The organism is Sagittula sp., from assembly GCF_052825245.1.
On record NZ_JBRBWD010000066.1, the window covers coordinates 24,603 to 36,435 of the forward strand.

Here is an 11,833-nt window from a genome sequence, read left to right on the forward strand (position 1 = left end):
CTTGCGAGGCAAATGCCTTTGCCCCGTCAACCTTAAGATGTGCATACGTGGTTAATGCGCGCGCGTTGCTCAGACTGTTTCGTGAGACGCCGACCGGTGGACCGGGAAACCGGACAGGCATGGCCCTTCCCCGCTCAGAGCGCCGTCCAAACATAGGGCCGTAAATTGCCTCCACCCCAGCCCGGAGGACTCGCCCGCCGCGCCCCGAAACCGTCCTTTCAATTTGGGTCTTCCTCGAAATATGCGTGTTTCGCAGGCGAAACGGCGCTGTGCTCCCGGGTCGTCCACAAGCTGTCACCGCAGTTTCGCATTTCGGAACGACAATGAAGCGTTTCGCGTCGAACTAAAATTTGACCATTTGGTCCGGCGCGCGCATTCTGACCGGAATAACAAAACACGACAGAGAGGATATTCCATGACCAGAACACTCATGCTGGCCACGACCGTGCTGGCGGGTCTCGCGTCCGTTGCGCAGGCCGACACGCTGCGCCTGCTGACATGGGGCGGCTACGCCCCCGACGACGTGGTGGCGATGTTCGAGGAACAGACCGGCCACACCGTCGAAGTCACCAAGTCCAACAACGAGGAAATGATCGCCAAGCTGCGCGCCACCGGCGGCGGCGGCTTCGACCTCGCGCAACCCAGCCAGGACCGCGTGATGGGCCCGCAGATGGAGTTCGGCATCTACAAGCCGATGGACGTCTCCAAGCTGAACCAGGACCTGTTCATCCCGTCGATGCTGAAGGCGACGATGGAGAACACCACCGTGAACGGCGACGTCTACGGCGTGCCGCACGTCTGGGGCACATCCGGCCTCGTGCTGAACACCGCCGAGGCAGGTGACGTGGTCAAGGATTACACCGACCTCTGCGATCCGGCTGTGGCAGGCAAGGTGTCCTACCGCCTGAAGCGCCCCACCCTGATCGGCTTTGCCTTCGCCATGGGCGAAGACCCGTTCGCCGCCTACGGCGACGAGGCGAAGTACCGCGAGATCATGGAAAAGGTCGAGGCCAAGCTGACCGAGTGCAAGGCCAACGTCAAAACCTACTGGGGCGGCGGCGACGAGCTGATGAACCTCGTCCGGTCGGGCGAAGTCACCGCATCCATGGCCTGGGACACCGGCGGCTGGAAGCTGAACGAGGACAACGCCGACATCACTTTCGTCGCGCCCGCGTCCGGTGCGCTCGGCTGGATCGACACCTTCGTGCTGCCCGCCAAGGGTCAGGCCGATGACGTGGCCTACGAGTGGATCAACTTCGTGATGCAGCCGGAAATCGCGGCCAAGATCACGGAAGCGGCAGGCAACTTCACCGCCTCCGCAGGCGCCGACGAATACGCCGAGGAAAGCCTGAAGGCCAAGTACCAGGCCAGCTTCCCGCCGGAGGCCGTGGACAACATCAAGTGGTATCCGCCGGTCCCCGCCGGTCTGGAAGCCATCGAAGGCGAAGTGCTGGACCGCGTACAGGCGGCCAACTGACAATCCGGGCGGCTCCCCTCGCGGGGGCCGCCCCTTCTGCGCGGAATTCTCATGACCCCTGATCTGGAATGCGTCGACCTCGTCAAGCGGTTCGACGAAACCACGGCTGTCGACAACGTCTCCTTCTCGGTGCCGCCGGGCAGTTTCTTTTCGATCCTCGGGCCGTCGGGCTGCGGCAAGACCACGATCATGCGGATGATCGCGGGCTTCCTCGACCCGACCTCGGGGGACATCCGGATCAAGGGCGGCTCGGTGCTGGATACCCCGCCGAACAAGCGGCCGGTGAACATGGTGTTCCAGCACCTCGCGCTGTTTCCCATGATGACGATTGCCGAGAACATCGGCTACGGGCTGCGCCGCCGCGGCATGGCCAAACCCGAGATCGCGAAGAAGGTCGACGAGGCACTTGACCGCATCGGCCTGCCGGGCATCGGTGGGCGCAAGGTCGACGAGCTGTCGGGCGGGCAGAAGCAGCGCGTGGCCATCGCCCGCTGCATGGTGCTGGAACCCGACGTGCTGCTGCTGGACGAGCCGTTGGGGGCGCTCGACCTCAAGCTGCGCGAACACATGAAGGTCGAGCTGAAGGCGCTGCAGGCGGCGTTCGACACCACCTTCGTCTACATCACCCACGACCAGTCCGAGGCGCTGGTCATGTCCGACCAGATCGCCGTGATGAACGCCGGCCGGTTCGAGCAGGTGGGCACCGGGCAGGACCTCTACTACCGCCCCGGCACGCCCTTCGTCGCCGGGTTCATCGGCGAGTCGAACCGCTGGAAGGGCCGCATCGAGAGGACAGAGGGCGACACCATCCAGTTGCGGACCGAGAGCGGCCTCGCCATGCGGGCCACCGGCGCGGCCCTCTCCCAAGGCGCCATGGCCGAGATCTTCGTGCGTCCGGAATCGATCCGCCTTGCCGGCAGCGCCGAGGCATTGTCGAGCTTCGACAACCGGCTCAAAGGCACCGTCACCAGCATCCTGTTCAACGGCGCTGCCTCCCGCGTGCTGGTCGAGGACGACGCGGGCGAAACGCTTGAGGTCACCCTGCCCCAGTCCGGCGAGTTCGCGGCCCTGAAACGGGGCGATACCGTGCACATCGGCTGGGGCGCGGGTCAGGCCATCTGCTTCGGAGCCGGCTGATGCGCAACCAGTCCCGCATCACCTTTTTCCTGCTGCTCACGCCGCTGGTGCTGTGGCTCGGGCTGCTGATCATCATTCCGCACATCGACATGCTGCTGATCTCGCTCAGGGAACGCATCAGCTTCGGCGTCTACGAGCGCAGCCTCACGCAGTACGAGAAGGCCCTGACCGAACCGCTGTACCTGCGCACATTCTGGCGCACCGCGGTCATGTCGGTGCTGGCGACGGCCATCACGCTCGTCATCGCCTTCCCGGTCTCCTACTACATCGCAAAGATGGCCAAGGGGCGGTTGCAGCAGGTGCTGTTCATGCTCTGCCTCATCCCGTTCTACGTCTCGGAACTGGTGCGCACCTTCGGCTGGATGATCCTGCTGCGCGAAACCGGCCTCGTGTCGAACCTGCTGCAATGGACCGGACTCGCCGATCAGCCGGTCGAGCTGCTCTATACCGACGCGACCATGATGGTCGGGCTGGTTTATACCTCGATGCTCTTCATGGTGGTGCCGCTGGTCACGACGCTGGAAAGCCTCGACGACAGCGTGATCGAGGCGGGCTACGACCTTGGCGGCAGCGGCCTGTCGGTGCTGCGCGAGATCATCATACCCCACGCCATGCCCGGCATCGTCTCGGGCTGCATCGTGGTCTTCATGCTCTCGCTCGGCAACTACCTGACGCCCACCATGCTGGGCGGCAAGGACAGCCTGTGGTTCACCGAGATGATATACAACCAGTTCATCGTTCGCTCGAACTGGGAACTGGGCGCCGCCTTCGGCTTCATGCTGCTGGTGCTCAGCTCGGTGATCGTCTGGGGGATGCTGCGCCTGACGGGCCGCACGCTGAAGGAGACGATGGGATGATCCCGACCATTCCATCTTCCCGCGCCTTCCGCGTTCTCTACGGCAGCTACGTGGCGCTGTTCTTCGTCTACCTCGCCCTGCCGCTGACGGTGGTGGCGGTCTTCGCCTTCAACGACAGCCAGTTCCCCTCCCTGCCGTGGGAAGGGTTCACATGGAACTGGTTCTTCGGAGACGAGCGCCCGCAGATCGGCGTCTTCCACGAACGCGGCATCCTGCGCGCGGTCGGCACCTCGGCCTTCGTCGCCCTCTGCGTGGCGGTGCTGTCGGTCTGCGTCGGCACCACGAACGCCTTCCTCTTCAACCGCTACACCTTCCGCGGCAAGGGGCTGCTCTACGTGCTGATGCTGCTGCCGCTGGTGATCCCCGGCATCGTGCTGGGCATCTCGATCCTGGTGTTCTCGTCCACTCTGGGGAACGGGATCTGGGACCTCGCGCAGATCGACATCCAGGCGCTGCGACCCGGGCTCCTGCTGGTGATCCTCGGTCAGTTCAGCTTCATCACCACCATCGCGACGCTGGTGATCTCGGCCCGCCTGCAGAAGTTCGACCGCACTCTGGAAGAGGCCGCCTTGAACCTCGGTGCCGACCGGCTGACGGCGGTGCGCACAATCACGCTGCCCTTCCTCGCGCCCGCGATGATCGGCGCGGTTGTCGTCGCCTTCCTGATGAGCTTCGAGAACTTCAACACCACGCTGATGCTGGTGGGCTCCGACGCGCCGCTGACCATCGCCATGTTCGACCGTCTGAAGGAAGGCTCGACCCCGCTCCTGAACGCGGTCTCCCTGCTGCTGATGCTGGGGTCGTCGCTTTTGGCTCTGGTGGTCATCCTCTTCCAGCGCCGCCCCTGAAGGCGGTCCCGGCCTGCATCCTCGACAGACGAAGTCACCGGTGTCGGCGCCGACCAGCGGGACTGTCCCCGCTGTGCCGGTGGTGGCGAGCGCTGAGACGGAGAGCACGTCGGTCGGTTAGAGGTCGTGTCGTTGCCGAACTTCAGCGGTGCCAGGTCGGTCGACCGCACTCATCCATCTTCACGGCGTCGTCCACCGCGGCGACCGGATCGTTGGCGCCGATCGCAACCCAGATGAGATCGCGCAAGCGCCAAACACCAAGGCGACGCGGGTCAACGTCTACGCCTCCTGCATGTTCGGTCTCTGCTTAACTCGCTAGCGATGGAAACAGGGCGCACGGTTTTGGCGGGGCTGCCAGTCACACCATTGGAAAAGCGAGGAAATTTTCAACAGAACCGAAATCTGCACGGTTCGCCCGACCAGAGACCAAAGGCCATTAGAGACGGAAATAGCTGCGGCCCGCGTATCTCCGGTTCGCACCCGCCCGGCAAACCCCTTTGAAAACTGGGGAAATTCTCCCCCTATGGGCGGACTAGACTGGTTCGTAATGATAATGGTGGCGGAGGCTCAGGGATTCGAACCCTGGGGACGCTCTCACGCCCAACGGTTTTCAAGACCGCCGCAATCGACCACTCTGCCAAACCTCCGTGGCGGGCATCGATAGCTTCTGAAAAACGATTCTGAAAGCACGCAGAGCGGAAAATCCGCGCATCGGAAAGATGCAGGCTTTTCAGACCGATCCCAAAACGTTACTCTCCGGCAGGATACGGGCCGTCAGAGCCCGACCAGAGGCAGATGTAAAGCTGTTGCCGGCAAACCGGCGCGGCGCCGCGCAACACGTGGCACAAGAGGCACGAGGCACAAGATGAGCAGTCTTTCTACCAAAGGCAGAACCCTGCGCGCATCCGTGATGGTGGGCGCCCTGTTGGCCCTGACCGGATGTTCCGAAGGGCAGATGCCGGGTTTCCTCAAGCCCAAGGGCGATGGCGAGCAGGTCTCCCGCGCCGCCGGTGGCGCACTGGCCACCGAGCGCGACGTCGAAGCGCCGGAAATCTTCTCGGCCAAGGAAGCGGGTCTCTGGGACGGACGTCCGTCGCTCGGCGGTGTCTGGGTCGCACACCCCGACGTCGAAGAGCCGGAACGGGCCATCATCCGCAACACCGCAAACGGCAAGTTCGTCATCGGCGCGCTGTTCCGCAAGGAACGGTCTTCGCCCGGACCACGCATCCAGGTGTCCTCGGACGCCGCCGCGGCGATCGGCATGCTGGCCGGAGCGCCTGCCAACCTCGATGTGGTCGCGCTGCGCCGCGAGGAGATGACGGCCCCGGAAGAAGCCCTTGGCGCCCCCGTCGCGATGGCCGCCGACGGCGCCCTGCCCTCTGCTCCCGACGTGACCGAAGGTGCGCTGGACCCGGTGCTGGACGGCGCCTCCCGCGCGCTCGACCCGGCGGCGCCTTCCGACGACAGCATCATGCCGGTCCAGACCGCGGCGCTCGAACCGGCGACGACCGTTGTTGCGCAGCCCGCCGTGGCCGCCGCGCCGCAGCCTGCCTCGGCATCGGCCTCGAAACTGGCCCGCCCTTACCTGCAGATCGGCATCTTCTCGGTCGAGGAGAACGCCAACAACACCGCGACGGCCATGCGGCAAGCGGGCATGCTGCCCACCGTCAAGCCCGGCACGATGAAGGGCAAACCCTTCTGGCGCGTTGTGGTCGGCCCCGCCCAGACGGAGGCGGAGCGCGAGCAACTCCTGAAGACCATCAAGTCCTCGGGGTTCGAGGATGCCTACGCGGTGTCCGACTGACGATGCGGTCGCCCGGTGCCTCTGTCCGGGCCGCCTCTTCCGAACATCGGTGCGACGGGGCCGGGATGCCAAGGCATCTGCGGCCCTTTTTCTTTTTGTTTCATCGCAATAGCCGCCTGCGTGACCGGACACTCAAAAGCGCGGTCGCGCAGACGTGTCCTCGCCGTGCGTCCGTCACAGGCGATCCACCGCCACCGCCGGGTGACACGGCCAGCCACATGAGCGATAAACATCCCAGAGCAGAATCGAGCATCTACTCCGAGGCCCCCCATGCGACAAACGACACGCCGCCTTCTCGCCGCCGGCACGGCCATCCTTCTGGCCACGCAGGCTGCTGCTTTCGATACGAAGGCCACCGCCGCGCACGTGATCGACGTGACCACCGGAACCGTTCTGCTGGCGAAGAACGCCGACGAGGCCGTGCCGCCCGCGTCCATGTCGAAGCTGATGACGCTGTACATCACCTTCGAGGCGATCCGCGACGGCCGCCTCTCGCTCGATGAACGGCTGCCGGTCTCCGAACACGCGATGTCCTACACCGGCTCCACCATGTTCCTGAACACCAAGGACCGGGTCCGGGTGGAAGACCTGCTGCGCGGCATCATCGTGCTCTCGGGCAACGACGCCTGCGCCGTGCTGGCCGAGGCGCTGTCCCCCGACGGGACAGAGGCCGGGTTCGCGCGCCTCATGACCCAACGCGCCCAGCAACTGGGCATGACCAATTCGACGTTCAAGAACGCCTCCGGCTGGCCGGCGGACGGGCACGTCATGTCGATGCGCGACCTCACGCTGCTGGCGCTGCACATCATCCAGGATTTCCCGGACTTCTATCCGATGTTCGCCGAAAAGACTTTCGAGTTCGACGGCCGCGCGCCCTCCAATGTCAACAACCGCAATCCGCTCCTTTCGCTGAACATCGGGGCCGACGGGCTGAAGACCGGGCACACGCAGGAAGCGGGCTACGGACTCGTCGGGTCGGCCAAGAACGGCCAGCGCCGCATCATCTTTGCCATCACGGGGCTTGGCTCCACCGGCGAACGCGCCGAACAGTCGGAGGCGATCGTCAACTGGGCCTTCCGCCAGTTCGCGGAACAGACCATCGTGAAGAAGGACCAGCCGGTCACGCAGGCAGAACTCTGGCTCGGCGCGCAGGATCACGTCGACCTCGTGTCCGAGAAGGACATCACCCTGCTGCTGCCGACCATGACAGCCGGCGGCGTCAAGGCCGAGGTCGTCTACACCGGCCCGATCCAGGCGCCGGTCAGCAAGGGCCAGAAGCTGGCGGAACTCATCATCCAGCCCGACGGTCTGCCCGAAACCCGCGTTCCGCTGGTGGCTGCGGGCGACGTGGCCGCGGGCGGGTTCATGGACCGGATGCTGACGGTCAGCCAGGTCCTGATGAAGCGGTTCTCGGACACGTCCGAGGCAACCGGGGATGCAGGCGCCTCGTGAACGGCCCCGGTGAAAGAGGGCTGTTCCTGTCCTTCGAAGGCATCGACGGCTCCGGCAAATCGACACAGGCACGGATGTTGGCCGACCGCCTTTCCGCGGACGGTCTGACGGCGCGCCTGACCCGTGAACCCGGCGGCTCGCCGGGGGCGGAGGAAATCCGCGCCCTGGTCCTGCAGGGCGATCCGGAGCGCTGGTCGCCCGAGACAGAGCTTCTGCTTTTCACAGCCGCGCGCCGCGACCACATGGAACGCACGATCCGCCCCGCCCTTGCGCGCGGCGAAGTCGTGATCTGCGACCGCTTCGCCGACTCCACCCGTTTGTATCAGGGGCGGCAAGGCCTGCGCGAGACGGTCGACAAGCTGCACGACCTGATGATCGGAATGGAGCCGGACCTGACCATCATCCTCGACATGGACCCGGAGGCCGGCCTGTCCCGGGCCAAGGCCCGCGCCACCGCCGAAGAGCGGTTCGAGGACTTCGGCATCGAGCTTCAGCGCCAGATGCGCGCGGGGTTTCTTGCACTGTCGGAGGAGTTTCCTGCACGAATCCGCGTGATCGACGGCAACAGGGCACCGGAAACCGTCGCCTCCGACATCTACGCCACAGTGACGGAGGCGCTGGGTGTCAAAGCGTGAGCCACAGATCGTGACGCGCCGCGCCGAACTCCATGGGGAGCGATCCCGCCATGGCTGATCCCGCAGATCTGCCGGAACCGGATGCCGTCGAGGGCGCGCCGCACCCTCGTGCCACCGTCAACCTCTTCGGTCAGGCGCAGGCGGAACAGGACTTCCTGACCGCCTTCAATTCGCAACGGCTGCATCATGCCTGGTTGCTCAGCGGACCAAGGGGCGTCGGCAAGGCAACCCTCGCGTGGCGCATCGCCCGGTTCCTGCTGGCAACGCCGCCGCAGGAGGATGACGGCCTTTTTGGCGCGCCCACGCCCCCCGCATCTCTGGACATTCCCCCAGATCATCCTGTCGCACGTCGCGTACTTGCACGGTCAGAACCGGGCCTGTTCCTGCTCAGACGGGGCGCGAACGACAAGGGCGACAAGCTGTCGGACCTGATCCGCGTCGACGAGGTGCGCAAGCTGTTCAACTTCTTCGCGCTCTCTTCTGCCGATGGCGGACGGCGTGTCGTTATCGTCGACAGCGCGGACGAGATGAACACGCAGGCGGCCAATGCACTGCTCAAGATGCTGGAGGAGCCGCCGGCGCGCGCCACCCTCCTGCTGATCTCCCACCAACCCGCCCGGCTGCTGCCGACGATCCGGTCGCGGTGCCGCACGCTGCGCCTTGGCCCACTGGACGAAGACGACATGCGGGCTGCCCTCGATCAGGCGCAGGTGGAGATCCCCGACGGCGACACCGCGGCCATGACCATGCTGTCAGAAGGATCGGTCGGCACGGCGGTGCGTCTGTTCAATCAGGACGGGTTGGGCCTCTACCGTCAGATCCTCTCGGTTCTGGGCAGCCTGCCCCAGCTCGACCGGCCCGGGATGCTGACGCTCGCCGAAAGCTGCGCCGGCAAGGGGCGCGAGGACCGGCTGGCGCTGGCCCTCACCCTGACCGACCGGCTCGTCTCCCGCCTGGCGCGAACAGGTGTAACCGGCCACCCGCCGCCCGAGATCGTGCCGGGCGAAGCGGAAATCCTGCTTCGCCTCGCGCCCGACGCGGCGCACGGGCGCGCTTGGGCGGAGGCGATCCAGAAGGCCGGCGACAGGGCACGGCATGCCCGTGCCGTGAACGTCGATCCGGCCATGCTTATCACGGATATGTTTCTGCATCTGCAGCATGCAGCGTAAAATCGCCCGTCTGAGCGTGGCATTTACGCCGCGTCGCGGCGTTGACGCAGCGTCATGTGAGAAAAGGTGTTAACGAATTATTAACCTTTGCCATAATGGTGATGATCGGTGCTGCTCAGGGGAATCGGGGCGATCCGAACAAGTGTCATTACGTACTATGGTTAACAACCGGCCGATTAGACCCCTTCAGTCGGCCGGTTTGTGCAACCCAAAGTTGACACGCGATTCCTTTGAAGGACATGAACCCTTCGTTGCCGAAGCGGACGATGCCTGCGCAACGCCCGCTCGACCCTCCGCGATTCAGATCAGCCCGCCCTTGATGAACCGGTCCGCGAGCTTCGCGTAGGCCTCTGCCATCGGGCCATCGCCCAGAGCCACAGGCGTCCCCGCATCACCCGACACGCGTGTGTCGAGGTCGATGGGCAGTTGCGCCAGCAGCGGAAGGCCAAGACGCTCCGCCTCTGCCGCAACTCCGCCCTGACCGAAGATATGACTGTCCTTGCCGCAGTGCGGGCAGGTGAAGACGGCCATGTTCTCGATAAGACCAAGAATCGGCACCTTCAGCGTGTTGAAGGCGTCGAGGGCCTTCTTGGCATCCAGCAGCGCCACGTCCTGCGGTGTGCTGACCACGATCGCACCCGAAAGCTGCGATTTCTGGCCCAACGTCAGCTGCACATCCCCCGTGCCCGGCGGCAGGTCGATCAGCAGGACATCCAGCGGTCCCCAGGCGACCTGCATCAACATCTGCTGCAAGGCCCCCATCAGCATGGGACCGCGCCAGATCACCGCCTTCTCTTCCGGGAGCATCGCCCCGACCGACATCAGTGTGACGCCATGCGCGTGCAGGGGCTCGATGGTCTTGCCATCCGGGCTCGCCGGGCGCTTGGTAATGCCGAACATGCGCGGCTGCGACGGGCCGTGGATGTCCGCGTCGAGCAGGCCCACCTTCTTTCCCGCGCGCGAGAGGGCGACGGCCAGATTTGAAGAGACGGTGGATTTGCCCACGCCGCCCTTGCCCGAGCCGATTGCGATGATCGCCTTGACCCCCTCCGGCTTCATCGGCCCGGCCTGCGGTTGCATGTGACCGCCCATCTTGAGCGAGGGGGCCGGCTTCGACGGCCCATGCGCCGTGAGTGCCACCGAAACGGAGGTCACTCCGGGAATCGCCCTGACCGCCGCCTCCGCCTCTGCCCGCACCGGCTCCATCTGTTTCGCAAGTTCCGGCGTGGGCGCTTCTATGACGAAGCGCACCGCGCCGCCCTCCACCACCAGCGCCCGGACCATGTCGGCCGAGCCCAGCGTTTCACCGCCAGGAATCTTTACCCGCGCCAAAATTGATTCGACGTCCGCCTTACCTAAAGTCATCGCTCGATACCCTTCCCTTTGCCGCTTTCAGTGGCGTTTACCTTGGGTCTTCTCAACCTAAGACCGCTATGCTGCACAGCAAGCTTGCGAAATATTAAGCAATACACGCATGTTGTATGCACATTCCGCATGGCAGCATTGTCGAGGCGGGCGTTGTGCACCCGCAGCATTTGCTCCATCTTTGGATCAACCGAGGCAGCAAAGCCAACAGAGGCATTTAAACATGGCACACGCAACCGAATACACGTCGCAGTCCCAAAGCGCTTTGACCGGCTTCGCTGGGATCGTCGAAACCATCCGCGCACGCCGCGCACGTCGCAAGGTCTTCAACCAGACTTTCCGTGAGCTGTCGTCGCTGAGCAACCGCGAACTGGCCGATCTCGGCCTGGGCCGCAGCGAAATCCGTCGCGTGGCCTACCAAGCGGCATACGAACTCTGAATTCGGCTAGGGGCACTCCTCCTCCCGCCCCTTCCGTCTTAGGCGGTGCATCCTCTCCTCCTCCCTGGATGCACCGCCCCTAGAAACAACGGGTCAACGAGACCCAGACATGCAAGGTCCCTCTCCTCCTCCCTGGGATCTTAGCATCAGCGGCGGCGCCTCTCCTCCTCCCTGGCGCCGCCGCGCAACGAACAAAGGCCTTCGGGCCAGACTATGCCTGACCCCTCTCCTCCTCCCTGGGGTTCGAGCATAAGCGACGGTGCCTCTCCTCCTCCCTGGCACCGTCGCACCTAACAACGGGCCGAAAGGCCCAGACATGCAGGGCCCCTCTCCTCCTCCCTGGGGTCAAGCATAAGCGGCGGTGCCTCTCCTCCTCCCTGGCACCGCCGCGCTCACATACGGATCGAGGCCCCTCTCCTCCTCCCTGGGGCGCTCGTATACTCGGCCCGCGGTGCACTGCACCGCGGGCTTTTTTCATGTCTGCCGGATCCCGGCGCGGCTTCGTGCTGTTAGTCCCTTGAGGCCGCGTGTCCCCGGGAAGAGGGTTCGCGCGGGCGGGCGGGCCGCCTTTCCGAAGGAAACAGGTCCGTCCCGCCCGGCCCCGGGACGCCAAAGCCTTCCCCTTCCCGCCGCCATTCGGTAACAGACCC

The 11,833-nt window shown here is 64.9% G+C and carries 10 protein-coding genes and 1 tRNA gene; 9 read left to right on the top strand and 2 right to left on the bottom strand.

Features of this window, described 5'->3' with window-relative positions; genetic code table 11:
- The first annotated feature begins 415 nt into the window (after positions 1-415).
- The 4 genes from ACU0DV_RS26635 to ACU0DV_RS26650 are packed head-to-tail and all read left to right on the top strand — an operon-like array spanning position 416 to position 4,319.
- Positions 416-1,477 (top strand): extracellular solute-binding protein, encoded by a 1,062-nt coding sequence (locus tag ACU0DV_RS26635; protein ID WP_370313123.1) that lies wholly within the window; start codon positions 416-418, stop codon positions 1,475-1,477.
- A gap of 51 nt (positions 1,478-1,528) precedes the next feature.
- Positions 1,529-2,614, top strand: a complete 1,086-nt coding sequence (locus tag ACU0DV_RS26640; RefSeq protein ID WP_446240958.1) for an ABC transporter ATP-binding protein — start codon at positions 1,529-1,531, stop codon at positions 2,612-2,614.
- Positions 2,614-3,471, top strand: a complete 858-nt coding sequence (locus ACU0DV_RS26645; protein ID WP_446240959.1) for an ABC transporter permease — start codon at positions 2,614-2,616, stop codon at positions 3,469-3,471. Before ACU0DV_RS26640 ends, ACU0DV_RS26645 begins: the two co-directional genes overlap by 1 nt.
- Positions 3,468-4,319, top strand: a complete 852-nt coding sequence (locus ACU0DV_RS26650; RefSeq protein ID WP_446240960.1) for an ABC transporter permease — start codon at positions 3,468-3,470, stop codon at positions 4,317-4,319. The genes ACU0DV_RS26645 and ACU0DV_RS26650 overlap by 4 nt, the downstream gene beginning before the upstream one ends.
- Before the next feature lie 557 nt (positions 4,320-4,876).
- Here the strand turns inward: ACU0DV_RS26650 and ACU0DV_RS26655 are convergent.
- Positions 4,877-4,966 (bottom strand) — tRNA-Ser (locus ACU0DV_RS26655).
- 218 nt (positions 4,967-5,184) lie between these two features.
- On the opposite strand from ACU0DV_RS26655, the gene ACU0DV_RS26660 reads away from it, so the two are divergent.
- From ACU0DV_RS26660 to ACU0DV_RS26675, 4 genes are all read left to right on the top strand, one after another.
- Positions 5,185-6,123 carry an SPOR domain-containing protein gene (locus ACU0DV_RS26660; protein ID WP_446240961.1) on the top strand — a complete coding sequence of 313 codons (939 nt, stop codon included), beginning with the start codon at positions 5,185-5,187 and terminating at the stop codon, positions 6,121-6,123.
- Positions 6,124-6,393: 270 nt separating this feature from the next.
- Positions 6,394-7,575 carry a D-alanyl-D-alanine carboxypeptidase family protein gene (locus tag ACU0DV_RS26665; RefSeq protein WP_446240962.1) on the top strand — a complete coding sequence of 394 codons (1,182 nt, stop codon included), beginning with the start codon at positions 6,394-6,396 and terminating at the stop codon, positions 7,573-7,575.
- Entirely contained in the window at positions 7,572-8,210 is a 639-nt protein-coding gene (gene tmk, locus ACU0DV_RS26670) for a dTMP kinase (protein WP_446240963.1), read from the top strand. The genes ACU0DV_RS26665 and tmk overlap by 4 nt, the downstream gene beginning before the upstream one ends.
- 50 nt (positions 8,211-8,260) lie before the next feature.
- Positions 8,261-9,379: a DNA polymerase III subunit delta' gene (locus ACU0DV_RS26675; protein WP_100931016.1), complete on the top strand. Its 1,119-nt coding sequence runs from the start codon at positions 8,261-8,263 to the stop codon at positions 9,377-9,379.
- Positions 9,380-9,679: 300 nt separating this feature from the next.
- On the opposite strand, the gene ACU0DV_RS26680 is transcribed toward ACU0DV_RS26675, so the two are convergent.
- On the bottom strand, positions 9,680-10,744 hold the full coding sequence (locus ACU0DV_RS26680; protein ID WP_370312166.1) for an Mrp/NBP35 family ATP-binding protein: 1,065 nt from the start codon (positions 10,742-10,744) through the stop codon (positions 9,680-9,682).
- A 223-nt stretch (positions 10,745-10,967) separates the two neighbouring features.
- Here ACU0DV_RS26680 and ACU0DV_RS26685 point away from each other — a divergent pair, with 223 nt between their 5' ends.
- On the top strand, positions 10,968-11,183 hold the full coding sequence (locus ACU0DV_RS26685) for a DUF1127 domain-containing protein (RefSeq protein WP_100929947.1): 216 nt from the start codon (positions 10,968-10,970) through the stop codon (positions 11,181-11,183).
- The last annotated feature ends 650 nt before the right edge of the window (positions 11,184-11,833 follow it).

Coding starts and splice junctions, on each gene's coding strand:
- ACU0DV_RS26660 (WP_446240961.1), top strand. CDS start 5,185: ATGAGCAGTCTTTCTACCAAAGGCAGAACCCTGCGCGCATCCGTGATG.
- ACU0DV_RS26645 (WP_446240959.1), top strand. CDS start 2,614: ATGCGCAACCAGTCCCGCATCACCTTTTTCCTGCTGCTCACGCCGCTG.
- ACU0DV_RS26675 (WP_100931016.1), top strand. CDS start 8,261: ATGGCTGATCCCGCAGATCTGCCGGAACCGGATGCCGTCGAGGGCGCG.
- ACU0DV_RS26685 (WP_100929947.1), top strand. CDS start 10,968: ATGGCACACGCAACCGAATACACGTCGCAGTCCCAAAGCGCTTTGACC.
- ACU0DV_RS26650 (WP_446240960.1), top strand. CDS start 3,468: ATGATCCCGACCATTCCATCTTCCCGCGCCTTCCGCGTTCTCTACGGC.
- ACU0DV_RS26680 (WP_370312166.1), bottom strand. CDS start 10,744: ATGACTTTAGGTAAGGCGGACGTCGAATCAATTTTGGCGCGGGTAAAG.
- ACU0DV_RS26640 (WP_446240958.1), top strand. CDS start 1,529: ATGACCCCTGATCTGGAATGCGTCGACCTCGTCAAGCGGTTCGACGAA.
- ACU0DV_RS26665 (WP_446240962.1), top strand. CDS start 6,394: ATGCGACAAACGACACGCCGCCTTCTCGCCGCCGGCACGGCCATCCTT.
- ACU0DV_RS26635 (WP_370313123.1), top strand. CDS start 416: ATGACCAGAACACTCATGCTGGCCACGACCGTGCTGGCGGGTCTCGCG.